This is a genomic window from Microcoleus sp. B7-D4 (assembly GCF_036705125.1).
Classification (GTDB): domain Bacteria; phylum Cyanobacteriota; class Cyanobacteriia; order Cyanobacteriales; family Microcoleaceae; genus Microcoleus.
Genome location: NZ_JAUBTT010000017.1, coordinates 44,039 through 69,547, shown reverse-complemented (window position 1 = coordinate 69,547; position 25,509 = coordinate 44,039). Strand labels below are relative to the sequence as shown.

The following is a 25,509-nucleotide window of genomic DNA, read 5'->3' as shown; positions in this document are numbered from 1 at the left end:
CCAGGTAAAATATCTAAAGAATCACCCCTTGCGTGTCCATTAGAGGAGAACTGCGTTGAAAAGACTCTTATCGATCGCCCTATTAGCGTTCGCAATTTTTACCGTCGGCTTTGGTCGCCCTGCTTTGGCAGGTGATGCGGTTAAAGGAGCTAAAATCTTTAGCTCGAACTGTGCTGCTTGTCACATCGGTGGCGGCAACGTGGTTATGGCCATGAAAACCTTGAAAAAGACTGCTCTTGAGAAGTACGGTATGAATTCTCTCGAAGCTATTACCACTCAGGTAACTAAGGGCAAAAATGCTATGCCTGCTTTCGCCGGCCGCTTGAAGCCCGAACAAATCGAGGATGTAGCAACCTACGTGCTCGAGCAATCTGAGAAAGACTGGAAAGGCTAAACTGCCTCTTTGAAGTCGGGCAGCCTGGGCGGGTTTGATTTAATTTAAAACTTGTCCTCCCGATCGCACCCTCTCTCACCCTTTGGCGAATAAACATCGGTTTGCAGCGATCTTAACCTATTTGGGAAAGCGCGCCAGAAATCCGATTTTTATTAGCTCAAGGGCGAGGGAGGGTAATTCGATTTTAGATTTTAGATTGAAGATTGAAGATTGAAGATTGAAGATTGGAGATTGGAGATTGGAGATTGAAGATTGAAGATTGAAGATTGAAGATTGGAGATTGAAGATTGAAGATTGAAGATTGGAGATTGAAGATTGGAGATTGAAGATTCCTAAATTCTGATTTTGTAGAAATGGTCAAGCACTTTATATTAAGATTTATTGTGGCTGCGCTTCCTAAATTAAAAGTGTGTGCTAGGATATAACCCCTTATTAGCAAAGCTTTGAAATCAAAATTAAAATCAATCAGGAAAGTGGAGTCTACACCTGCCATGAACGTAAAAACATCAGCAAAAGTTAAAACTCCAGTTAAAACACTCGGAGACGCTGCATCTGGGGCGATTGAGAAATATTTCCGCAAAAGTGTAGCGCACGAGGCTGAAGTTATCAAAGACAAAGACGCGGAAGAACTTCATCAAATGCGCGTGGGATTGAGACGTTTGCGATCGGCTGTGACTGGTTTTGCTCCGGTTATAGATTGGCCAAAAGAGGCTTCTGAACGTAAAATTGGTAAGGTGGGGCGGATTCTGGGAACGCTCAGGGATTTGGATGTGATGCTCGAAAGTCTCCAAAACCGCTATTACCCGAATTTGCCGGCCCAGGAACAGGAAGTTTTGGATAAGGCTTTGTCGAATTTGCTCAAACAGCGCCACCGGGCTTTGAAAGGGGTGAGGGAGATTTTAGAGCACAAAAGCTACGAATCGCTGAAGCAGTCGATCGAGGATTGGCTGGAAAAACCGAAGTTTCGGGCGATCGAACATTTGCCAATTGCTGAGGTTTTGCCAGATTTACTGTTACCTCAAGTCAGCGAGTTTTTCCTACATCCGGCTTGGTTGCTGGGTACAAAATATGAAGAGGGCAAAGTTAAAGTTGTTGATGATTTAAATGCTGAGGCTGTCGAAGAGAAGTTAGCAGCGGAGGGAACTATTCTGCACGATTTGCGGAAGCAAGCTAAGCGGGTTCGCTATTTGATGAATCTGTTTGGGGATTTTTACAGCGAGGCTTACGAAGTTTATGTCGAAGATGTGAAAGCTATTCAGGAATGTTTGGGCGATATTCAAGACAGTGAAGTTTTAGGCGAGTTTCTGACAGATTTTGTCGATCGCGATCTGAAAAAAGAGTTGCCGAAGTTGGCTGGTTTGTTGGCCGAAAATCGCTATGCAGCTTGGCAAAAATGGCAGGTTTTGCAGCGCAGGTATTTGAATTCGGAAATGCGGCAAGGTTTCCGATCTGCTTTAATTCATCCTGTGGTTGAAGATGCGGCTAAGGGAAATTTGCCCCAGGAAAGTTAGGTTTTTCGGGCCCAGAGAATGCGATCGACTCGCGGGAGGGACGAAAAGAGGGATATTTGTAGGGACACGGCATTGCAGTGTCCTTCATTGTGTAACTCAATAAAGGGCGATCGCTCTTGGGGAGAGGTTCAAGAAAAAACCTTAACAATTATTCTTTCCAGTAACGAGTTAAAATCCGAATTACTTCACCAGTGTCAAGTAAAAGAAAGGGCGATCGCGTTTTTTACCATAGAAAATCACGACTGTAACCACTTCATAAACTTATTCGTCGCAGTACCAATCGACTCTCCCACCTGTTTCTTCAAACGCCACCGCTGAAATGCTTGTTCGTAATCTTCCCCTTCAGTTTGATAAACATTCCAAGCATTCAGCGACAATCCCAATCCCCAGGTTAGTAAAATGAAAAGTGACCAAGAAAGCTCGTGCGAACCTGCTAGATTAAACAAAACTAAAAAAGTATTGATAATACCGTACTTGGTCACATTTTTCTGCAAGTTGCGACGACGGTAAGAGTTAAAAACCAGCTTTTCTTGAACTTCTCCTCTAGTTGCTAACCATTGCTGTTCCGCAGCTACAATATCCTGTTCGGAAATGCCCAATTCCGCTGCAATCTCGAAAAGCTGCACTCTCGATAATTCCCCTTCATCCTGTCGCCGCGCGATCGCAAGCTGTAAAATACCCTGAGCATCCTCTGAACCGTAAACTTGACTTATTTGACTTTCATTTGTCGGCATAACAAGTTTCCTATAATTCCTGACATCCTTTTTATGATAGATATAGACGGCGTTAAACGACAGGTAGTGACATTGGCGGATTTCAACACCCGGACATTTGAGTAAGACTCCTGACTATGGGAGGGGAAATCGAAGAACCGATATATTACCTCAAATTGCAACTAATTAATTTCCCGAACTTTGACTAAGTTGGCTATCTCGTTTCAACATAAATTGATAAAATATCCCAAACAAAATCACTGCAATCATTCCCACGACTAAAGAACCTTCACCCTCATGCCAATATTTAAACAAATCTAGGCGATTAGATGCAACTAACAATGCCATTCCCGCCACTCGAAAAACATTAATAATAAAACCAAAAAGGACAGCGACACCTATTACCAAAGCCTTATTTTGTTTAGTAGGAAACATCACCAAACAAACTACAGCTAAACCTAATAAGTAATTCATTGCCTCTATACCCGAACAACCCCCATTTACCAACACCCTTCCTGTCGGTAAAGCAACATAATTACCCTCACGTGTTGCATTAAAACCGACATACCACAAAGAATAATAAGCAAATTTAGCAGTAAGCGAGGTAACAAAATCCACTAAAGGTAACGTAATGACACTGGGGGTGCCATGAAAAAATAGTATTACCAATTCACGCCAATATAGTTTTAAGTTCTGAAAGCCTACCGCAATTAAGCTCAAACCTAAACCAGACAAAAAAGGTGCCAGTCTTAAAAAAGGATCGAATTTACTGGAAACCAGAGCACTTTTAAATAAAATAAAAGCTATTAATATTGTCCCAGCGACAATCGATAATACGTCATTTTTTCCCTCACTCTGTTTGAGAATATCCTGCTTGTCCCACAGTAGGGAACCCACAGCGGACCAAAAAACTATACTCATCCAAAAATGAGCAACATCGTCCATTTTCCACAGGAGTGTCATATTCAGAGTTACTAAAGCTGTGGCGATAATGATGAGCCAAAAAAGTTTTCTCTTGAACATTTTAGATATTAGTTATTAGTTGATTGATTAGAGCCATACTGCGGACTGTTTTTGATTGTCAACCGTAGAATAAGGGTGGCAAGGCGATTTGGCCATCAAAGTACCCACGGAAAATCGAGGGTTTCAGACTACGAACTAAAAACAGTCCAGACTAATTTTTAGATCATATCATAAAAATAGTACGGGATTTAGACAACTTAGTAGCTTGAATCCCTCCTACGGAAAGGACTTGGGGGATTTTAAGGGCTGTAAATCTTTGAGATGAGGTTAGTAGACACTCTGGAATTTGATGAATGATGAGACTTAGAGGCAACGCATAGCTCAGGATTAGGACACCTGGTGAAAAGACTGGTACTCGAAATGATTGGTTGGATGCCTAGCGCTTGCTTACTTAGCCCCTGTAAGCAAAGACTAAAAAGGGAGTTAATCAACAAAAATTAAAAATAAGTAGCCTGAATGAGGTTTGGATTTCTTGAGAGTAGGCGCAATTGGCTCCGTGCATGGTGTGACACTGAGGTTCGAGTAAATACGGCTGAGCGAGTTAGAGTTCGAGCCATGCTCAATGGTGATTATTTGCTTTTCAAGAATCGAGGGTGTCTTTATAGCAATCCTAAATCATTTGTGAATTTCTTCCTCAGAGCGGCTTCGGGGCAGGGCTGTTTCATTTTCTTGTAGGGGCCAACCCTCGTGAAGAGCCCCGATGCCTGAAATGCCCATGAAATCATCTGTGGGTGGGGGCGGGCACTCTTGGCACCGCCCCTACAAAACCCTGGTTTTCCGTAGGGGCAATCCGACCCCTACTCCCCGTGGTTGCCCCGAAACAGCCCTGGGGTTTGGGGAGGGTTTGGGTGGGGTAAAAAATTTACGACTCCTGCAAGGATTGCTATATATCGGAAATGCTTCAGAAACAGCCTTACGGTAGTTCTTAAATGCGCTGTCTAGGGGCGATTTGACGGCAGCCTCTCAATGAAAGCAGCCAACCTAGCAATTTGAGGCAGCAGCCAGGAGGAAAGAGGAAGAAGGAAGGAGCCAGAAGAAGTGTTTTTACAAATATAAGATGCTCTGATTTCGGCTTCAAAGTCTGGGGTTGTCACGGTGGCGCGCTATCAGATACTAAGAAACCTGGTTTCACCAAGAAACCAGGTTTTTAGCCCGAACATAAAATAATCAGTTTGGCATCAAGCCAGAATCGAAAACCAGTTCAAACGATCGCCTATTCACCTTTTTGAGCTTGAGCGCGTTGCTTTTTGAACATAGCACCAAAGCCAACAGCGGCTCCAGCAGCAAGCATTGTTAAAGGTTCAGGAGTAGCTTCAGTGTTGCTAGTGCTGCTGATGTAAGAATCGCTTGCACCACCTGGTAAGGCTTGAACGTGCAAACCTAATTTTAAGGAACCGTTAGTCAACGCGGAAACTACGTTAGCATAATTTCCAGTAAAGCTCAATCCCAACATTTCGCCACCTTGGATACCCCATCTATTACCAGCACCAGTGTTACGTGAGAAGGCATAGTCTGTGGTGAAGCCATTACCACCTTGAGGCAACTGATCGTTACTAGCACCCCCAGTAAAAGCTACGTTACTATTGTTATAAATGTTAGCCACACCCGACAGAAAGTTATTATCATCAAAGAAAACTTTACTGATAAACATCTCAGAGGCTGCGGCATTTCCAGAGTTGAAGATATTAAAAAGAACTGATGAACCCTGGTCAATTACGTCAAATGAAAAGCTATTTGCATAGGCATCTCCTGGCGTATCCCCACCCACGATATTAGCAAAGCTGAAGGCAGAGGCAGGTGCCAAGCCGATGGCGGAAGCCGGTGCTGCAGAGACTGCACTAACAGCGGCGATACCGGCAACAGCTAAAATAGATTTGACTAAGTTTAATTGGGATTTCATGGTTAACACCTTTATTTTTAAGTTGACTGCAAGTAGGTTTTTTCCCTTCACATATTCAATCTAAAGCAAAGCACAAGTTAATGCAAGTAGTTTTGATAAAGATTCGATGAAGATTGAGAATAAGCTGATTTGATTTAGGCAAAATGCCTAAATTGATGGCTTCTAGCTCGCTATTTCCTATGGCGTGCATCAAATAATAGGGGTGCTGCTACCCGGATTTGAGTCCTGAATGTTCTGTCTTTCAAAAAGCTATAACTCAGATTCCTAAACTGGGGTGTAACACAGCATAATTACTGATAAAACTATTTTCAAGCTGTAAATTATGCCCTTAAAAAGTTTTTTATCCGTGAATGTACGGTAGAGAAGTTTAAGTGAGAGCTTGATTGGTGGGTAAAAATAGGTAAAAAGCGATGGTGACAGTGGAAGCTGCGGAATGTGGGCTATAACTCAGGACAAAATCTTGGATCATATTCGGTGCGTCGATTCTCGCTTTCGGATTCAGCAACCAGCGCCTTTTAGACTTATATGTTGCACCATTACCAAGAACCGGCTCTGGGGCCCGTTCCACAAAGAATGAGTTTTCTTGTGGGGAGTGGGGGTTGGGCAGGAGATTCCGCCCAAAACAGGCTTATCGATCATGGTGCAACATCTCAATTTAGAGACCAATGGTTTCGGTGCTCGTTATTATCTGTGACGCCGGAACTTTGGCCGACTAAAGGGACGACTCGACTTTCAGGGACATAGTTTTCGGAACGCCTCTACCGTCAGGGCTGTTTCGGGGCAACCACGGGGAGTAGGGGTCGGATTGCCCCTAGGGAAAACCAGCTTTTTGTACGGGTTGTGCCAAGAATGCCTACCCCACCCATCCAGGATTTGTTAGGCATTTGGTGGGATTGGGGCAGCCACGGGATTGGGGCAACCACAGGATTGGGGCAGCCACGGGATTGGGGCAGTCACGGGATTGGGGCAACCACGGGGGGATTGCCCCTACAAGAGAATGAAACGGCCCTGCCCCCTACCGTCTCACTCTTTTAAGATACAAGGGGCGGGTTTTTGAGGTTGTCAATTATTGGCAGGTATGGTTTGTGAACCCGCCCCTACGGTATTAGGGGTAATCGATCGGACATAATATGACAAGCTTAGCCAGCAAAAGCGAAAACACGCCGAAAATTCGATCGACTGGTGGGCCTGGTGCGACGAAGCCTGAGAGAGGGCCCGGAGGGAAAATAAACCGATTTTTTTTCAATTCGCTACTCTAGCTGCCGCTGGTGTAGGGTGAGGGAAGGGGAAACATTTTGCGATCGGGCGATCGTCCAATACATGAATTCGCACTTTATATCGATAAAAAGCGCTTTTCACTGTCTCACCTGTTTCTTGAACCGCCGCCCAAACGCTTGTTCGTAGTCTTCTCCTTCAGTTCGATCGACATTCTCAGCATTCAGCGACAATCCCAAGCCCACCGCGGATTTCAACACCCTTTTAGGAACAGGCAAGATGCCTGTTCCACAAAAGAGTCTAGTTATTGTGGAACAGGCATCTTGCCTGTTCCCGATAGAAGTACAAAATACCAATAACTAACCCAAAGTATACATCCAGCCATCCCTCGCGCAAATCCTCACAATTCCGTCCCAAACTACAGGCGTCGCCTCAAAGGACAAACCCGGCTTAAATCTCCCCGATTCTATTACTTTCAAACGGTAAAACTCCCCTTTAGCATTTCTCAAAGCATTCTGATCCCCCGACTTCGCTCGTTCCCAATTCAAATTGAACAAATAAACACCGTTGTATCCCGCACTGATCAGTTTATTGCCATCGGTAAAAATCGGAGTTGAAATTGAAGAACCAATCGCTTTTTTAAATACTATTACCGGAGTATCGTAAGACTGGTTTCGCCAAGGGACAGAAGTTTTTTTACCTGTCATCATATCTTGGGAACCGATGTACAAATTGCCGTCGATCGCATTTGTGGCAAACAGCGCCGGAAACTCCCCTGAATTGTACTCGTCATTCAACGCCACCGAGCCAATTATCCCGCCTTCCCAGCTAGAAAGGCGGCGATTTCCGGTAGGCAAAAACCATTCGACGCTGGCATTCGGTTCCTTGTTTGGATTCAGCTTCAGCACTCCGCCGTTGCCCTGAATGTATTGTTTTTCAATGGCACAAAAGAGTTTTCCTGATTTAGAAATTACTGCACTTCCATCCAAATCTGAACCAGTATAGAAATCCCAAACTATCTTTTTAGTTTCAATGCTAATACCGTAAATATGACCGGAACCAGCAGCTATAAATATTCTATCTTTGAGCCGTGATGGCGATGACTCCGCTACCAAGTTGCCGCGGTGCTTGCTGATATCTGCTGCTGCATAAAGCTGTAATTCCGACAAGATATTTGGCTGCTTGATGCCTTGTTTGATTTTTGCACTGCTTGTGGAACTATCGAGAAAATAGCCGATCGCATTTTCCCCCGCATTGAACAAAACGCCGCCGCCGAGGTCCAAAGCGCTGCTGTCATTATCGCGGCTGTAGCTGGGCGTTCTCCTGATGTCCAATTTCCAAAGTTCCTTGCCAGTTCTAAAAGATATTGCCCTGAAACTCGGCACGACACTTTTGCCACCCCCGCCACTGCGGCTGCCTTGCAAAATCACAATTTTGTTTTCGGCGCTAGCTTTTTCATCGATATAAATCGTTGAGGAGCCTTTGATTATATCATCAAACTTATAGCGCCAAACTTCTTTATTGGTAGCAAGATCTATTTTTCGCAAATTGTGGTCATAAGCACCTATAATTAAATAAGTTTTCCCCCGGTCTCTGGTAATGGTTGGCTGTCCAGTCCAACCCGCGCCACTCCAAACTACAGACCGCCTTCCCAGAAAAGTCCGTCCGCTTCCTAGCTCAAATTTGTCGATTAACTTCAAACTTTTCGGAACACCTCTGCCGTAGAACCGACGCTTGTCGTTACCTAAAAAGGTCGGGACTAATAATTCTATTTCTGGGTCTGCTTTAGCCAGGAAATTGTTAAGATTAGTTTCTAATAAAGCTGGCTCCGAGGATTCAGTTTGGCTCAGTTTGAGAACAGCAGGAGGAACAGCAGCGCTCAGCAAAAATTGTCCTAGCTGTTGATTGAAGGTTCTCCGAGATGATAAGCTCATATTAGATCGAGATAATCAGTCTTAATATTAAAACATAATTATCAGCCACAACTCAACTAAAACATCTCGCGCTAAACTGCTAGAGGACTGACAAGCTTACCCAGCACGAGTAAAAGTATATTTGATTATGGTCAACCGTCTTGCTCAATCCCAAAGCCTTTACCTGCGGAAACACGCCGAAAATCCGATCGACTGGTGGCCCTGGTGCGACGAAGCTTTGGAAGCGGCCCGAAGCGAAAATAAACCGATTTTTCTGTCAATTGGCTACTCTAGCTGCCACTGGTGCACGGTGATGGAAGGGGAAGCATTTTCCGATCGCGCGATCGCCCAATACATGAATTCGCATTTTCTACCGATAAAAGTCGATCGTGAAGAACGCCCGGATATCGACAGCATTTATATGCAAACCTTGCAAATGATGACCGGTCAAGGCGGTTGGCCGCTCAACGTTTTTCTCACTCCAGACGAGCGAGTTCCCTTCTACGGAGGCACTTATTTCCCCGTAGAACCGCGCTACGGACGGCCGGGATTTTTAGAAGTTTTGCAAGCAATTCGCCGCTTTTACGACACAGAAAAAGGCAAAGTAGAAGCCTTCAAAGCAGAGATTTTAGGCAACCTCCAACAGTCGGCTGCGCTGTCAGGAGTGACCGCCGAATTAAATCGCGAACTCTTCCAAAAAGGCTTAGAACTCAACACCGGAATTGTCGCGGGCAGCAACCCCGGCCCCAGTTTTCCGATGATACCTTATGCTGAGCTAGCACTGCGGGGAACGCGATTTAATTTTGAATCAAAATACGACAGCAAACAAGTCTGCACTCAGCGCGGATTAGACTTAGCATTGGGCGGCATTTACGACCACGTAGGAGGCGGATTTCACCGCTATACGGTTGATGCGACTTGGACTGTGCCACACTTTGAAAAAATGCTCTACGACAACGGTCAAATTGTTGAGTATTTAGCAAATTTGTGGAGCGCGGGAATACAAGAACCCGCTTTTGAAACTGCGATCGCGGGGACAGTAGAATGGTTGAAGCGAGAAATGATTGCGCCAACAGGCTATTTTTATGCTGCACAGGATGCGGACAGCTTTACCCCCCCAACCCCCCCTTACCAAGGGGGGGCAAAAAATTCAACCCCCCCTTACCAAGGGGGGGCAACGGGGGGGTCAGAACCGGAAGAAGGAGCATTTTATGTCTGGACTTATGCCGAACTGGAACAACTATTAACTGCTGAGGAATTGGCAGAAATAAAAGCACAGTTTACTGTTAGTCGCAACGGCAATTTTGAAGGCAAGAATGTATTGCAGCGCCGCCATCCGGGAAAACTGAGCGACACGATAGAAACGGCTTTGGCTAAACTCTTTGCGGTGCGTTACGGTGGCAATCCCGATACTGTAAAAACCTTTCCGCCAGCCCGCAACAATCAAGAAGCTAAAAACGACACTTGGCCGGGTAGAATTCCCGCAGTTACTGACACGAAAATGATTGCGGCTTGGAATAGCTTAATGATTTCGGGTTTAGCCCGCGCTGCGGCTGTTTTTGGAAATTTGGAATATCTGGAATTAGCTGTGAAAGCGGCTAATTTTATTTTAGACAATCAGTGGACGGATGGGCGGTTTCAGCGGTTGAATTATGACGGACAATCTGCTGTTACCGCGCAGTCGGAAGATTATGCTTTGTTTGTGAAAGCTTTGTTGGATTTGCATCAAGCGAGTTTGACTTTAAGCAACGGGGAAGAGGCAAAACAGTTGCCGAATTCTCACTTTTGGTTGGAGAAAGCTGTGCAGGTGCAAGAAGAGTTTGATGAGTTTTTGTGGAGCGTGGAATGGGGAGGATATTACAATACTGCTAAGGATGCTAGCGGAGATTTGTTGGTGCGGGAACGCAGCTATATAGACAATGCAACTCCGGCGGCAAATGGAATTGCGATCGCCTCTTTGGTTCGCCTCGCGCTGTTGGGCCCTAATTTAGAATATCTCGATCGCGCGCAGCAAGGTTTGCAAGCTTTCAGCAGTATTGTACAAGATGCTCCGCAAGCTTGTCCGAGTCTACTTTCGGCGATCGACTGGTATCAGCATTCTACCCTGATTCGCACGTCACCTGACCAGATTTCGGGGTTGATTTCGCAATATTATCCGACTGCTGTCTGTCAGATTGAAGCTGATTTGCCTGAAGGTATTATCGGGTTAGTTTGCGAGTGTTTGACTTGCAAGGAACCTGCTAAAAGTCAAGAGCGGCTGTTGGAGGAAATTTTGCAAAGTCAAACGCGAGTTTAGTACCAATACGGTCTATATTATTGAACCGCGAAGACGCGAAGGAAGAAGGAGGAAGCAGAAAGAAGAAGTAGATTATCTTCTACCGGGAAGGAATCGCATCTTCAGTCTGCCCCTCAATCTTCCAAAGAATCTCAGTGGCTTCAGCCCGCTTGAGTGTCAACAAATGCAGATACTTTCCGGCGGCACTGCCACTCGAACGCTGTCGCCGACTTGGTGTCGCTGCAAGTCATCTCTGTGCAAGTTTTGTCGGCGAAGGGCGATCGAACTTTTAGCAGTCAACCGCACCGTATAGCGCGTATCAGTGCCAATATAAATAGCCTCTTCTACTATTGCGGGCCAGCTATTTTCAGCATCATAATTAGCCGGATAAATAGCAGCTTTTTCTGGCCGCAACACCAGGGTAACAAATTTCCCAGGGGGGATATCTTCGGTTGTTGCAACTAACACGGGCAACTCCTGGTCAACCAACACGATTATTTTACCGTTTTGCTTTTCTACTACTCGACCACTTAAAAAATTGCTGTCGCCAATAAAATCAGCAACAAACCGCGTTTTAGGATATTCATAAATATCAACTGGCGTGCCGACTTGTTGCAGTTTTCCTCCATCCATCACTGCAATTCTGTCCGACATCGTTAGTGCTTCTTCCTGATCGTGAGTCACATAAATAAACGTAATTCCTAATTTACGCTGCATTTTTTTTAATTCTAATTGCATCTCTTTACGCAATTTTAAATCCAGCGCTCCTAAAGGTTCATCCAACAGCAAAACAGACGGCTGTTTGACTAATGCTCTTGCTAGTGCTACTCGCTGCTGCTGTCCTCCTGACAGTTGGCGGGGATAGCGTTTTCCTACCTCGGTTAACTGTACTAATGCTAAGGCTTCAGCAACGCGATCGCGAATTGTTTTCTGAGGCAAATTCTCCATTTCTAACCCAAAAGCGGCATTTTGTGCTACTGTCATGTGCGGAAATAAAGCATAATTTTGAAATACCGTATTTACTGGGCGGTGAAACGGTGGGCGATTTTGCATCGGTTGGCCGTGAATGTAAATTTCGCCCGCTGTGGGAATTTCAAAACCCGCTATCATTCGCAAAGTTGTAGTTTTGCCGCAGCCGGAAGGGCCGAGTAAAGAAAAGAATTCTCGATCGTAAATTTGCAGGTTGATGTTATCTACAGCCAGGAAATCTTGACTGCGGACACTTTTAAATACTTTGGAAACTTCTAAAACCTCGACAGAGTGCATTGTGTTAGTATGTGTGAGTAATAAAAATCTGAGATCGAGTCCTGATATCTTGCACCATTCTCAATTAATTGTTTAGGAACGGGCAAGATGCCCGTTCCACAATAAAATTAAGTTTTGTGGAACGGGCATCTTGCCCGTTCTTGACGATGGTGCAACTCCAATGCAAACTTAAAATTTAAGTAAACCCGCCCCGGCACAAACCTGTGTTATATCTACTTTCCGGCCCCGGCTTTAACTTCCGTCCAAGCTCGATCGTACAATGCAGTTGCTTTCCCGACATCCTGTAATAATTTCATTTTGGCAAACACCTCAGCCGACGGGTAAATTTGAGGATTTTTAAAATCTTTCGGGTCGATTAAACCTTGATCAATTGCTGCTTTGTTGGGCGATCCGAAGTGGGTAAAATTGGAAATTTGGGCGCCGACTTCTGGGTGCAAAATAAAGTTAATAAATTTTTCCGCTAACTCTTTCTGGGGCGCACCTTTGGGAATTGCCATGTTGTCAGAAAAAATGATTGTTCCTTCTTTGGGAATAGCGTAACGGATATTAGGATTCTCTGTCATCACTTGGAAAATATCGCCACTCCATTCCATTGTCAAATTTACTTCTCCTTGATCTAGCATATTTTGCCCGGTGTCGGGGACAAAAGCTGCAATGATATTTTTACTTTTAATCAGCAAATCGCGGGCTTTGTTAATTTCTTCGGGATTGGTGGTATTTGGATCAAATCCTAAATACATTAAAACTCCTGCAAATGTGTATCGGGCATCGTCTTGCCACGCGACTTTTCCGGTATATTTTGGGTCGAACATCGCCGCCCAACTGTTAATTTCTCCCTGGATTATTTTCGCGTTGTAGCCAATTCCCATCGTTCCCCACTGGTAGGGCAAGGAATATTTATTACCAGGGTCAAAAGCTTGATTGATAAACTTAGGTTCTAGGTTCTTTTGGTTGGGAATATTGTTTAAATTCAGCGGCTCAATTAGATTTTCTGCGATCATGATTTTCACCATGTAATCGGCGGGAAATATTAAGTCGTAACCGGGGTTTCCCTGTTTGAGTTTGGCATAGAGTGCGTCGCTGTTCTCGAAAGTGTCGTATTGAATTTTAACATTGTTCTCTTTCTCGAATTGGGCGATCGCTTCTGGGGCTATATAACTGGCATAATTGTAAATGCTGAGCACTTGTTGGTTGCCACCTGTGGGGCTACAGCCGAAAGCCACCGTTGCGCTCATCACAAACAAAAGTAGGAAAGTCAGCAGGCGTTTCATAGGTTGTGTTAGTTGCAGACGACAATAATTATGACACAGAAAGCAATTTTTTTAACTTTTCTGAACTTTTAACGATGATACAACCAGCAACAAGGAAGCCAACAACATCAAAGTTGAAATGGCATTAATCGCTGGCGTAACTGCAAATTTTATCATGCCATAAACAAATAATGGCAGCGTCATCGAACCGACACCTGTGGTAAAAAATGTCACGACAAAATCGTCCAGGGACAGAGTAAAAGCCAGCAGTGCAGCGCTGAAAATTGCGGGCCAAATCAGAGGGAGAGTGATGCGCCAAAACGCCCGCCATTCGTTAGCGCCTAAGTCAAAAGCTGCTTGTTCTAATTGAGGATCTAGTTCCGCCAAACGCGCCCTGACAGTAATAGTCACAAAGGAAATATTAAAGACAATGTGACCGATAATTACGGTAGGTAAGCCGAGATTGAGGCGAATTCCCGTGAGATTTTCTACGATCCGAAATACTAGGGTAAAGAAAACTAGCAGCGAAATGCCGATCGTAATTTCGGGCATAATAATAGGCAAAAACAGTAAAGCTTCTACTGCTTTGCGCCCTGGGAAATGAAAGCGTTCCAGTGCTAGCGCGAGCATTGTACCAAAAATTGTCGCTAACACAGTCGAAATAGCTGCAATTAGCAAGCTGTTGTTGAGTGCAGTCAAGATTCCGGCGCTGCTACTCGTAGCAATCGTCGCGCCTGCATTGCTAAACAAACTGCGGTACCAGTCAAGGGTAAAGCCACGCCAAACGGCATTGAATCTAGAGGCGTTAAAGGAGTAAATAATTAAGATGAGAATTGGCAAGTAAAGAAAGGCAAATGCTAGTGCAGCTTGTACCCAAAGCCACTTTTTGCCGATCGCCCGCACGAGTAAATCTAGTTTTGTTTTAGTCATTAGTCATTAGTCATTAGTCATTAGCGCATCTTACCCTAAATTTAGATCTGTCAAGGTGATAAGATCGAATTAGACCTTACTCGAGGGAAGACCCATGAGCAGTCAAGAAAAAGCGGCTGGTTGGCTCCATAGCTTGGATCGCCTTGTCAGAGTTCGCAACGAGATAGCAGCTTTGTTGGAGGATCTCGCCCAAAATCTCACCCTAGCTGAATCACAAGCAGAAAATACATCGGGAAAACTAGGACTCTCTAAAGAGATTGAACGTCTCATCCAGCAAAGTGAAAATTTGCGCCAAGGAGTCTTTCGGTTTTTAGTATTAGGGGATATGAAGCGGGGAAAAAGTACATTTCTCAATGCTTTGCTAGGGCAGAATTTACTGCCCAGTGATGTCACTCCCTGTACTGCTTTGTTAACAGTGCTGAAATACGGTACAGCAGAGAAAGCGACGATTTACTATAACGATAGCAAACAACCAGAGGAAATAGATTTTCAGCAGTTTAAGCAGCGCTATACAATTGATCCAGAAGAAGCAAAAATTCTAGAGCGGGGCAAAGAGCTAGCTTTTCCAGATATCAGTCATGCGGTGGTAGAACATCCGCTACCGCTGCTAGCCAAAGGTATCGAATTTGTGGACAGCCCGGGACTGAATGATACGGAAGCGCGAAACCAGCTTACTCTCGACTATATCTACAACTGTCACGCCATACTTTTTGTGTTGAGTGCGTCTCAACCTTGCACATTGGAGGAACGTCGCTATCTCCAGAATTACCTGAAAGACCGAGGTTTAACTATCTTCTTCATAGTCAATTCTTGGGATAGAATTCGAGAGGGACTTGTCGATCCAGAAGACACTGAGGCACTGCAAGTAGCCGAGGACAAACTGCGTCGAGTTTTCCAGACTAATCTGAGTGAATATTGTCAGGATCGGGGCCGGGATATTTATCAGGATCGAGTTTTTGAGATTTCTGCTCTCAATGCCTTGCGTAGTCGTTTGAAAAACTCAGAAGCTACTTTAGAAGGCACTGGCTTTGTCGAGTTTCTGGCGGCTCTCAATCATTTTCTGACTGGGGAACGAGCTGCTGCTGAACGGGAACAAGCAAGAGCGATCGCCCTTCAAGCTTGCAATCGCTTTCAAGCAGCAATCTCCCGCCGCATTCCTTTGTTAGATGAAACTGTCGATCAATTGAAACAGAAAATTGATTCGATTCAGTCGGACTTCGCAATTTTGTCTGAAATTGGTAATAAATTCCAGCAAGAAATTAGAACTGTTCGCGAGCGAACTTCCCAAGAAATAGGCGATTCTTTCCGTACCTATATCCTGGATTTAGAGAACACCTTTGAAAAGGATTTTTTAAGCACTCAGCCCGATTTAGATTTCATGCAATTTCTCGACAAAAACAACCGGGCAATGTTCTATACCTCATTCAAACGTGCTTTCGAGCGATATATGAACGATCGCCTCGCTGCTTGGGAATTCATTGCCAAACAGAAGATAGCCTCTGCTTTCTCTGAACTCGAGGAAAAAGCAGCCGATTCTCGAATTGAATATGAACGAGTAGTAGAGGCTATGAATAAGAAGCTGTTAGGCTATCGATTCTACGCCGTCGGGCATAGCTACAAGCATGAAGAAAACTCGACTTGGGCTGAGGTGGCAATAGATATGTTTTCCTCGATTCCCGACAACCTCAACAGAGGTATCCATTCTTTCAATATGTTTTGGCAGAGTGTCTTGGCTTGTGTCATGGTGACGCTGGTGCTAAATATTATCGGTGTAGTTTTTGCCTCTTTAACTCTTTCTGTTTTGGGTGGAATTCTGGTAGTTACAGGTGTTGTAGCATTGCAAGCGGAGTATGTTCGCCAACAGTTCATTTCTGCGACTAAGACAGAGTTTGTCAAATATCTGCCACAAATTGCTGAAGAACAGTCGCAATATATTTATGAAGCAGTCAGGAAATGTTTTGAGACTTACGAAGAACAGGTGTGCGATCGCGTGAATGCTGATATCAATTCTCGCAAAGCCGAGTTAGATAGTTTGCTCGCTCAAAAACAATCGCGAGAAATTGACATCCAAGCTGAAACTAAACGTCTGAAAGACTTGGAAGCCGATATTTTGTCTCAATTGCAGCAAATTGAGTTGGTAGGTGGATTTCTTTAGCTAAAATCCAAGTAAGCTGAAGTGCATTTAAATTGTAGAGTCAAATTTAAGAAAAGTCTTGTGGGGAGTAGGGGTTGGGCGTCTCGCCCGCCCAAAAAATACAATTTAGATGCCCAACAGCTTAAGATGCCCATTTCGCACCTTACTATTGAGTTTCGTCAGACACGCGGAAGTAAATTAACACCGGAATCAATATGATTACCGTCAACAGCATAGAAAGCGCCGATCCAAAAGGCCAGTCGCGGGCTTTCATAAACTGATTTTGAATCAAATTTCCCACCATAACTGTTTTAGATCCGCCCAATATATCCGGTGTGATGAAAGCGCCGACTGCGGGAACAAAAACTAAAATCGATCCTGCAACAATACCGCGAGTTGTTAATGGTAAAAATACGCGCCAGAAAGTGCGAATATCATTTGCCCCTAAATCTTGAGCGGCTTCTACCAATGAAAAATTGAAGCGTTCTATGCTAGAATATAAAGGCAGAACCATGAAAGGTAAATAGCCGTAAATAAGACCGATCGCCACAGCGAAAGGCGTAAAAAGCAAATTTAACGGTTCGCTAATAATTTGCAAGCTTTGCAGGGCTGTGTTAACTACTCCTTCGCTACGCAGGAGTATGATCCAGGCGTAGGTTCTCACTAAAAAGTTAGTCCAAAATGGAATAATTACCAGCAAAAGCAAAGCATTTCGCCAGCGAGGAGAACGGGTGGCGATGAAGAATGCCAGGGGATAGCCAACTAACAAGCAAGCGGCAGTTGTTAGAAAAGCCAGCCAGAGCGATCGCCCAATTACTCCTAAGAAAAGTCCACTGAACAAACGCTGGTAGTTGCTAAGAGTAAATATCCAAGTAACGCCGCCGTAAGTACCGCGCTCTAAGAAACTGTACAACAGTACAATTATCACCGGCAAAATGAAGAAAACCATCAGCCATGCGGTACCGGGAAATAAGAGCAGCAACAGGTTAGTTTGCTGGCGGTTTTTGACACTCATTATTCACTCAAGCCAAATTTAGCACATAATTCAACACATTTTATATCAAATCCGCATTTTATGAATTATGTCATCATTAATAAATTATCAAGAGGTACGCAATGTCAGCAAAATCGTCAACCCCAAAAATAGCCGTCGTCGGTGCAGGATGGGCCGGTTTAGGCGCCACCTATCACCTAGCCCAGCAAGGCTATGATGTCACCCTCCTAGAAGCAGGCCCTTATCCGGGTGGCTTAGTTGCAGGGTGGAAAACTGCCGGCGGGCGTTCCGTAGAAGCAGGCATTCATGGCTTCTGGTATCCCTACAAAAACATCTTTTCCCTAGTCAAGGAATTAGGACTCGCTCCCTTCACGCCTTGGACTCGTTCTTGTCAGTATTCACCTGCAGGATTGGAAGTAGAATCGCCGATTTTTCAGGACGAACCTCGACTTCCCACACCGTTAGGAACCTTTCTTTACACCAGATTTAAAAGGCTGCCATTAGTCGATCGGCTTTCCGCCTTACCCTTACTCTACGCCGTCCTAGATTTCGACAATTCCGACGAAGCTTGGCGCAGGTACGATCGCGTCACAGCCCGCGAACTCTTCAAACAGTTTGGCGTTTCTGCAAGACTGTACCGCGATGCTTTTGAGCCTATGTTATTAGTAGGTTTATTTGCACCAGGAGAACAATGTTCTGCCGCCGCAGCTTTGGGAATGCTTTATTATTTCATATTAGCACACCAACCGGATTTTGATGTAGTTTGGTGTCGCGGAACAGTCGGAGAAAAAATATTTCGCCCGTGGGTGGAGCGCATTGAAAAACTAGGTGCAAAAGTATTGACAAAGCAGCGAGTTACTGATTTAACAGTTGACAGCAACAACCGAGCCACAGGCGTTGTTTGCGGCGAAGAAACCTTCGAGGCAGATGCAGTTATTTTTGCAGTTGGCGTCACGGGAATGCAAAAAATTATCAGCAGTAGCCCAGCTTTGCAAAGCCGCCAAGAGTTTCGGGACGCGATGAATTTGGGTGCAGTGGACGTGTTAGCTGTTCGCCTGTGGTTTGACCGAAAAATTGACATTCCGCTGCCTTCTAATGCCTGTTTTGGATTTAGTTCAACTACAGGTTGGACGTTTTTTGATTTGAATGCTTTGCACGACGAATTTCGCGACGAACCGGGAACAGTTGTCGAAGCTGACTTTTATCACGCAAATCAATTAATTCCCCTAAAAGATGAGGAAATTGTTTCCTTAGTTCAGCGGGATTTAGCGACTTGCATCCCCGCTTTTCGGGAGGCAAAAGTAATAGACAGCAGCGCGATTCGGCTGTCGCGGGCTGTGACGCATTTTGCCCCTGGCAGCTATCAGTATTTGTTGCCTGCGGTAACAAGTTATGATAATGTATTGATGAGCGGCGATTGGGTTGTGACCCGCCACGGTTCTTGGTCGCAGGAAAAGGCTTATGTTACGGGTTTGGAGGCGGCAAATTTGGTAATTTCGCGTTTCGGAATCGGAAACAAAGCGGCAATTATTCCCGTGGAAGCTGACGAACCGCACATTCAAATCGGGAGAAAGATTAATCAGTTGACTCGCACTTTGACTAAAACTTTCATTCCCGATTTTTGGCTACCATAAAAAGAAGGAAATTCGCCAACGCATTTAACAGATATCTTGCACCATTTTCAATTAGCCGTAGGGGCGGGTTCGCCAACAGCCTTAAAGCTTGCAAATAGGTTCTATAAACCCGCCCGACCCCACGAAAAATCCTCTTATTGATATTGCTGCAAGATGTCAGATTTAACTGAGATGTTGCACCATTCTCAATAAGCTTTTTATGAACAGGCAAGATGCCTGTTCCACAAAGAGTGAATTTTCTTGTGGAACAGGCATCTTGCCTGTTCTTGAGAATGGTGCAAGATGTGAGATTTAACAGATGTCAGGAAGAAGGGGGATTCCCGTCTGGTTAGCTAAGAGGCCGATCGCACTAAAATGACTGTACAGTCGCACCCGCGCGCCACAGCTTCCGGGATATTCCCGTGAATCACCTGCTTCAGCAGCCCTTCGCGGCTTGCTCCCAGGACGATCGCATCGCACTGATCGTTCTGAGCCAAATCAATTAAAGCATCAGAAACCGATTTAGCGCAAACCGAAGTCGCTATTATCGAACAGCTAACCCGGCGCTTGATAAACTCCGCCGCTTGCTTTAATTCTCCGCGATCGGGTTCTGCAACAGAAGGCTGGTGAACCTGACACAATTTAATCTCCGGTACAGCACTCGCAGCCACCAAAGCAGGTAGCAGCCGCAAAGCCGCAGCTTGCTTGTAACTGCCGCGAATAGGCACCAACCAGCGGTGCAAGCCCATCAGCGTGTGCAGTCCCAATTCTGGCCCTGGAATGTCTGAATTCGGCGGGGAAAGTTCAGTCTCTGGAGTCGCTGATGAATCTAAGGATATGGCCAATGCGGGATTATCTGCGCCGTCAACTTTTTCGGGATTTAACTCCCATTCTATAGACGCATATTTGCGCCCGCTGAAAGTGGCAGAAAACTCATTTTTCTTGCGTGTTGCTAATAGTTTTTCGCTCCACTTTACCAAAATAACCTCGCAGCCTGCTTGCCGAATTACGGTATCCACCACATCGCCAAAAATGCGTCCTTTTGTGGAAAATTCGCCTTGCCAGCCCATCAAAATTGAATCGATATGTCGCTCCTTTATTGTCTCCAAAATCGCGTTAGGCACGTCGTGAGCTACCCGTATTTGGGTGTGTACCGGCAAGTTCCAATTGCGAATTATTCGCTCGGCTTGTTGTAGCAGGCGGCGGCTTTTGGTTGTCCGCACTGCGCTTTCTGAGGGGGAACTGTTGCGCGGTACTATGATGATTTGCAGGCATTCTAATTCGTAATTGCGATCGCGCGCGATCGCCGCCGCCAGCCTCAGCAAAGCGGGTGCTGTTTGGGGGTTGGAAAGCGGCACTAATAAGCGGCCGTTTCCGACTTGCGGAGCCCTGGTTTGATAGACAACATAGGAAGGTTCTGGATGCGGGCCCTGGGTTGTTTCTCCGCTGAGACGATCGGATTCAACTCGGATAATGTCGCTGCGGGTAATAATTCCCACCAAACGCCGACCTTCTACGACTGGCAAACGGCTGATATTGTAGTTGTTGAGCCTGTACAATACCTCGCTTAAAGTATCCCTTGCTTTGACTGCGATCGGCTGTACAGTCATAAATTCTTTAAGCAGCGAGTTGCCGGACAAATTGCGCTCGCTGGCATTTGCCAAATCGGTTTGACTGACAATTCCGACTAATTTGCCATCTTCAACTACTGGAAATCCTCGGTGGTGCGATCGCGAAAAAGCCTGCATCACTTCATCAAAAGTCAGCAGACTCGAAAGAGTTTCAACTCGGCGCTGCATCACGTCATCTGCGTGCAAGTCGCTCAAAGTATTGCTCGCAGCTTTTGCCTTTGTCAGTTGAATGCCGTTAAACTCCAAAAGGCGAGTGTACAGCGAGCCACTTTCTACCTTTTCCGCGACTAAATAAGCAACTACAGAACAGATCATCAAAGGCAGCACTAATTTGAAATCCGCCGTAATTTCAAACACAATTACTACCGCAGTAATCGGCGCTCTAGTAACCGCGCAAAAAAACGCTCCCATTCCCGCCAAAGCGTAAGTTACTGGCGAACCGATACCCAGGACATCTGCCTGCACAATGCCCACCATGTGACCGAGTGCAGAACCCATAACTAGGGAAGGCGAAAACAATCCTCCCGGAGCCCCAGAAGCAGCGGATATAATTGTTAGAAAAAAGTGTGCTATAAAAGCAATTAAACTCGTTATGCCACTTGCTTCACCCGTCAGCAGAAACTCCCGCAAACCCGTATTGTTGCGAAAAGTTTCTGGGAGAAAAGCTATTACTGAACCGCAAATAATACCAGCTAGAGCCACTCGCACGGGCAAAGCTAATTTGAGCGATCGCCTGTTAAATTGCAAGCTAGCAATAATCCCTTTAGTGAACAAAGCTCCCAGCAATCCCGCTAAAATTCCTAGCACTATGTAGAAGGGAATTTCCTGAGCCTCAAAACTGCTTTGGTACTCGCGAAGGTTCAAATTTAAACTATCACCGCCCAAAAGCTGCGATACAACTGCACCGATAAATGAAGCGATAATAGCAGTCCCTAAAGTCAATCCCGAAACATCGTGCAGGAGTTCTTCAACTACAAACAAAACTCCTGCAATTGGAGCATTGAAACCAGCAGCCAATCCTGCCGCAGCACCGCAAGCAATCAATTGTCGGCGGTAGTCTGGGGAAGTAGGCATCAAGTGACCTATCCAGCCGGCCAAAGATGCTCCTATTTGCACAGTGGGGCCTTGCCTCCCTAAAGTTAAACCGGAACCAACTGCTAAAATAGTCGTCAGAAGTTTGGCGACAGCTACTCGCAAATCTAAGGAAAGATTGACGCCGCCGAGAGCAGCTTTGACGTGAGGAATGCCGCTGCCGGCAGTTTCGGGAGCAAAACGCTCAACCAAGAAACCTGTCAGCAACCCGCCGAATAAACCGACGGCGGGCAGTAATATCCAAGCTGGGATTAATGTCGAGGTAGCAACTCGCCAACTGCCCAGCCATCCGACTCCTGACTTTAGCAAAACCCCCGCGAGTCCTGAAATTAAACCGATCAGACAAGCTTCAAAAATGGCTAGGCGTTTTGGTCGTAAAAAAAGTTGAGATTTGATGACCCTGGAAGGTTCCCTAAATTGTTTAGGGATAGTTATGTACGGCATAAATAGCGTAGATGACCTGAGAATTGTCTGCTCGATCGCACTTTAGCGAAAAATCCTTCGACTTGGCAAAATATAACTAATTTTTAACCGGAGGTTCACGCAGATTAACGCAGATTAATTCTATAGGTTTATATAGCTAACCTAAATCATTTGTGTAATTCTTGTAGGGGCAATCCCCCCGTGGTTGCCCCAAGGTAGGGGTAGGCACGGGGAGTAGGGGTAGCACTACCCCTACATATTGTTACAAATGATTTAGACGCACTATAGAACCCATTTGATATCTTGCGATCGCTCCTAGCAGTCGAATATCTCACAGCAGTCCATTTACCATAACAAGTACGGAAGAACTACTTCCCTGATTTGTTGAGACTCACTTTGCTGAGGATTCTTTCGCCCTTTTGCCCTATTCAATTCCTGTTACACAACACCCCTCAAAAGTCAACCCTCAACCGCTCTCATCGCCAAAGATCCGACTTTTCCGACTTATCCGACTGGAAGATCCGACTTTTCCGACTTCTACAAACAGCCGCCGACAGAGATAATAGAGAGAGATAGCGAAACTCAACCCGCGATCGCTTGGGTTCTATATGCAGTTGGATATTTGTGAACTGTAACAGGAAAATTTTATTTCCTGGGAATTAATTTAGCTATCGCCACAGATATAGGATAAAATCTATCTTATGGGGGATGCGGGGACAAGGCGATCTCATCTAATTGCAAATGCGATCGCCTTCTCCTCAGACCCGATCGCTTTCAGAAGCAGTTAAGAAAATTATCAAGAGAGCCTTGTTATGACTGATACATCCGAATTGCTGAAAGACTTAAAAAAAGAGCCCCTATTTCAAGATCAGTGGTGGCTGCTCAACACCGGACAGAAAGTAAATAATATTGCCGCCGCAGGCACTCCCGGTATTGACCTGAATGTACTGCCTTTGTGGCCGTTCTATACTGGCAAAGGCATCAAAGTAGGTGTCGTCGATGATGGTGTCGATCTTCAGCACGAAGACCTGCCACCAGCCACAGGTTTGAACGCGACAGATAATAATAATCATGGCACCCCTGTAGCTGGCATTATTGCAGCAAAAAGAAATAAAGTCGGCACCGTCGGCGTTGCTTACGGAGTAGCGAGCATCAAGAGTTTCCAGAAGAACACTGATACCGCTAGCCTGCAAAGCCAAGTAGATTTCGACGTTTCCAACAATAGCTGGGGTGGTGACACCCACTTTCAATTGATTGACGGCAATTTCCAAGAGAACCCCGCTCCCGGCAAAGCGATCGAAAACGCAGTCACTAACGGCCGCGGGGGGTTGGGCACAGTATTTGCCTGGTCCGGGGGAAACGAGCGTGAACACGTTAACCCAGACGACACTCTGCAAGGAGCAGGAAAGCGGGGGAGAAATCTCAACTCAGGCAATTACGAGAACAGCCGCTATGTAATTGGTGTAGCAGCGATCGACAATAAAGGAGTTGTTGCCCCATACAGCAATCCGGGTGCACCACTCTTAGTCTCAGCCTTCGGCGACCGACCCGCCAGTATCGCTACCGTCGATCGTATGGGCGAGAAGGGCGAAAACCCAGAGGAAGAGCCGAATTTTCAAAATATTAACTACACCCACCAGTTTAACGGCACGTCAGCAGCGGCGCCAATGGTTTCCGGCGTTGCAGCCTTAATCCTGCAAGCCAATCCCAAACTCGGCTACCGCGATGTTCAGGAAATTCTCGCTTACTCCGCCCGCAAAAATGACCCGAATAACGACAAGGCTGACCAAATCATCGGTAAAGACACGTGGAAATTTAACGGCGCTAAAAACTGGAACGGCGGCGGGCTCCACGTCAATCACGACTACGGCTTCGGATTAGTCGATGCCACAGCAGCAGTGCGTTTGGCTGAAACTTGGCAATTTCGATCTGGACCTGCCAAAGATAAAGCAGCAACTGCGGAAACTGAGGAATCTCAACTTGCCAATTTGACCCTGCCAGAAAATCAGAAAACACCGTTAAACATTCCCAACAATGATTCCAAAGGTATTACTGGAATATTCAAGTTCGGTTCAGGCATCAACATCGACAAAATCGAACTAGATTTGGATATCGAGCACGGTCAATTTCAAGACTTAGTAGTCAAGCTGACATCTCCCGATAAGACCGAGAGTATAATTCTCGATCGTGTCCCTTACTACACCAAGGCCCCTAAAATAGAAGACAACGGTTTCAAAGGCACAACCGTTAACTACACCTTCAGCAGCGCCCGCCACTGGGGAGAAACCGGCCTTGGCGATTGGACGCTGAACATTTCCGATAATAGCGATAAAAACGACCCCCAAAATACCGGTCAAAATGACACCAGCGGCAAAAATACCGGCGTACTCAAAGGCGCAACTTTACGGCTGTACGGCGACGAGTTAATTGACGACAACACCTACATCTATACCAACGAGTTCGCGAGTACCATTAAAGAACCAAATCAGAGCAATCGCGCAACTCTCACCGACCCCGAAAACAAAGGCAACGACATCATCAACGTTGCCGCCATCACTGACAACGTTATTATCGACCTAGCGCCCAAAGGAGAAAGTAGGCTACCAGGCCGCACAGTTACAGGCGACAAACTCGTTGCTCAAACCCTCACCATCGCCGACGGCAGCATCATCGAAAATGCCTTTGCTGGCGCAGGAGATGACTCAATAGTCGGCAACGAAGTAGCCAACACCCTCTGGGGCGGCCGCGGCAACGACACCCTCGTCGCCTCCGGTAGCGGCGACACCCTCATCGGCTTCAGCTTTGATGGCGACGACACCCTCATCCCCGGTAGCGACTCCCTAGTGGGAAGCACGGGAGACACTACTTACATCCTCGATGCCAGGACAGCCAGAGGCAGCAAAATTAAAAATATTGGTGGTGTCGCCAATAATTTAATCCTCAACAACGCCACCCTGACAAACACCCTCCCCGCAGACGGGCAGAACGGGATGGACAGAATAGGTAACAATTTGCTGATCGACCTCAACGCCGACGGCAAGCTAGAATCAAGACTTGATTTGACCATTGAAGACTTTTACTTGCCTGAGAGCGGCGACTTCCAAAACGTCGGCAACCTGCCTCGTAGTGTCATTCCCTCGGTTTTCACTCCGACAACTCCGACAACTCCGACAACTCCGACAACTCCGACAACTCCGACAACTCCGACAACTCCGACAACTCCGACAACTCC

At 45.8% G+C, this 25,509-nt stretch carries 17 protein-coding genes; 7 read left to right on the top strand and 10 right to left on the bottom strand.

Translation table 11 applies throughout. The features are described 5' to 3' along the window. Positions 1–55 precede the first annotated feature (55 nt). Both petJ and QUB12_RS09305 read left to right on the top strand, forming a co-directional pair. A complete protein-coding gene (petJ, locus tag QUB12_RS09310; RefSeq protein ID WP_333142200.1) occupies positions 56–394 on the top strand; it encodes a cytochrome c6 PetJ in 339 nt (112 codons plus the stop codon). Positions 395–885: 491 nt separating this feature from the next. Then, complete coding sequence (locus QUB12_RS09305) at positions 886–1,905, top strand: CHAD domain-containing protein (protein WP_333306504.1); 1,020 nt, start codon at positions 886–888, stop codon at positions 1,903–1,905. Positions 1,906–2,141: 236 nt separating this feature from the next. Here QUB12_RS09305 and QUB12_RS09300 read toward each other — a convergent pair whose 3' ends face one another. The 3 genes from QUB12_RS09300 to QUB12_RS09290 all read right to left on the bottom strand — a co-directional run bounded on the left by QUB12_RS09300 (position 2,142) and on the right by QUB12_RS09290 (position 5,592). Further along, on the bottom strand, positions 2,142–2,639 hold the full coding sequence (locus QUB12_RS09300) for a 2TM domain-containing protein (RefSeq protein ID WP_333142198.1): 498 nt from the start codon (positions 2,637–2,639) through the stop codon (positions 2,142–2,144). 165 nt (positions 2,640–2,804) lie between these two features. Beyond that, complete coding sequence (gene crtA, locus QUB12_RS09295) at positions 2,805–3,641, bottom strand: cyanoexosortase A (RefSeq protein WP_333142197.1); 837 nt, start codon at positions 3,639–3,641, stop codon at positions 2,805–2,807. Positions 3,642–4,854: 1,213 nt separating this feature from the next. Next, the gene (locus QUB12_RS09290; protein WP_333300590.1) at positions 4,855–5,592 is read right to left on the bottom strand and encodes a PEP-CTERM sorting domain-containing protein; all 738 of its coding nucleotides are present in this window, start codon (positions 5,590–5,592) and stop codon (positions 4,855–4,857) included. Positions 5,593–6,816: 1,224 nt separating this feature from the next. Here QUB12_RS09290 and QUB12_RS37540 point away from each other — a divergent pair. Continuing rightward, positions 6,817–6,945: a hypothetical protein gene (locus QUB12_RS37540; protein ID WP_333466280.1), complete on the top strand. Its 129-nt coding sequence runs from the start codon at positions 6,817–6,819 to the stop codon at positions 6,943–6,945. Here the strand turns inward: QUB12_RS37540 and QUB12_RS09285 are convergent. After that, on the bottom strand, positions 6,897–7,034 hold the full coding sequence (locus QUB12_RS09285) for a hypothetical protein (protein ID WP_333142195.1): 138 nt from the start codon (positions 7,032–7,034) through the stop codon (positions 6,897–6,899). The two genes, QUB12_RS37540 and QUB12_RS09285, sit on opposite strands and share 49 nt — an antisense overlap. An 81-nt stretch (positions 7,035–7,115) precedes the next feature. Beyond that, positions 7,116–8,690, bottom strand: coding sequence for an outer membrane protein assembly factor BamB family protein (locus tag QUB12_RS09280; RefSeq protein WP_333306502.1), 1,575 nt, complete (start codon positions 8,688–8,690; stop codon positions 7,116–7,118). 127 nt (positions 8,691–8,817) lie between these two features. On the opposite strand from QUB12_RS09280, the gene QUB12_RS09275 reads away from it, so the two are divergent. Then, on the top strand, positions 8,818–10,965 hold the full coding sequence (locus QUB12_RS09275; protein WP_333306501.1) for a thioredoxin domain-containing protein: 2,148 nt from the start codon (positions 8,818–8,820) through the stop codon (positions 10,963–10,965). A gap of 156 nt (positions 10,966–11,121) precedes the next feature. Here the strand turns inward: QUB12_RS09275 and QUB12_RS09270 are convergent, their stop codons facing one another. The 3 genes from QUB12_RS09270 to QUB12_RS09260 all read right to left on the bottom strand — a co-directional run bounded on the left by QUB12_RS09270 (position 11,122) and on the right by QUB12_RS09260 (position 14,390). Further along, the gene (locus QUB12_RS09270) at positions 11,122–12,210 is read right to left on the bottom strand and encodes an ABC transporter ATP-binding protein (RefSeq protein WP_333306498.1); all 1,089 of its coding nucleotides are present in this window, start codon (positions 12,208–12,210) and stop codon (positions 11,122–11,124) included. A gap of 212 nt (positions 12,211–12,422) precedes the next feature. Continuing rightward, complete coding sequence (locus QUB12_RS09265; RefSeq protein ID WP_333142191.1) at positions 12,423–13,481, bottom strand: spermidine/putrescine ABC transporter substrate-binding protein; 1,059 nt, start codon at positions 13,479–13,481, stop codon at positions 12,423–12,425. Between the two features lie 51 nt (positions 13,482–13,532). Then, on the bottom strand, positions 13,533–14,390 hold the full coding sequence (locus QUB12_RS09260) for an ABC transporter permease (RefSeq protein WP_333107567.1): 858 nt from the start codon (positions 14,388–14,390) through the stop codon (positions 13,533–13,535). A gap of 94 nt (positions 14,391–14,484) precedes the next feature. Between QUB12_RS09260 and QUB12_RS09255 the strand changes: the two genes are divergently transcribed. Beyond that, positions 14,485–16,545: a dynamin family protein gene (locus QUB12_RS09255; RefSeq protein ID WP_333142190.1), complete on the top strand. Its 2,061-nt coding sequence runs from the start codon at positions 14,485–14,487 to the stop codon at positions 16,543–16,545. A gap of 145 nt (positions 16,546–16,690) precedes the next feature. Here QUB12_RS09255 and QUB12_RS09250 read toward each other — a convergent pair whose 3' ends face one another. Beyond that, on the bottom strand, positions 16,691–17,539 hold the full coding sequence (locus QUB12_RS09250; RefSeq protein WP_333142189.1) for an ABC transporter permease: 849 nt from the start codon (positions 17,537–17,539) through the stop codon (positions 16,691–16,693). A 101-nt stretch (positions 17,540–17,640) separates the two neighbouring features. Between QUB12_RS09250 and QUB12_RS09245 the strand changes: the two genes are divergently transcribed. Next, the gene (locus QUB12_RS09245) at positions 17,641–19,152 is read left to right on the top strand and encodes an FAD-dependent oxidoreductase (protein ID WP_333142188.1); all 1,512 of its coding nucleotides are present in this window, start codon (positions 17,641–17,643) and stop codon (positions 19,150–19,152) included. 332 nt (positions 19,153–19,484) lie between these two features. Here the strand turns inward: QUB12_RS09245 and QUB12_RS09240 are convergent, their stop codons facing one another. After that, entirely contained in the window at positions 19,485–22,298 is a 2,814-nt protein-coding gene (locus QUB12_RS09240) for a chloride channel protein (protein ID WP_333306496.1), read from the bottom strand. Positions 22,299–23,089: 791 nt separating this feature from the next. On the opposite strand from QUB12_RS09240, the gene QUB12_RS09235 reads away from it, so the two are divergent. After that, positions 23,090–25,509: S8 family serine peptidase (locus QUB12_RS09235; protein ID WP_333142185.1), on the top strand; the 2,420-nt coding region annotated here is incomplete at its 3' end.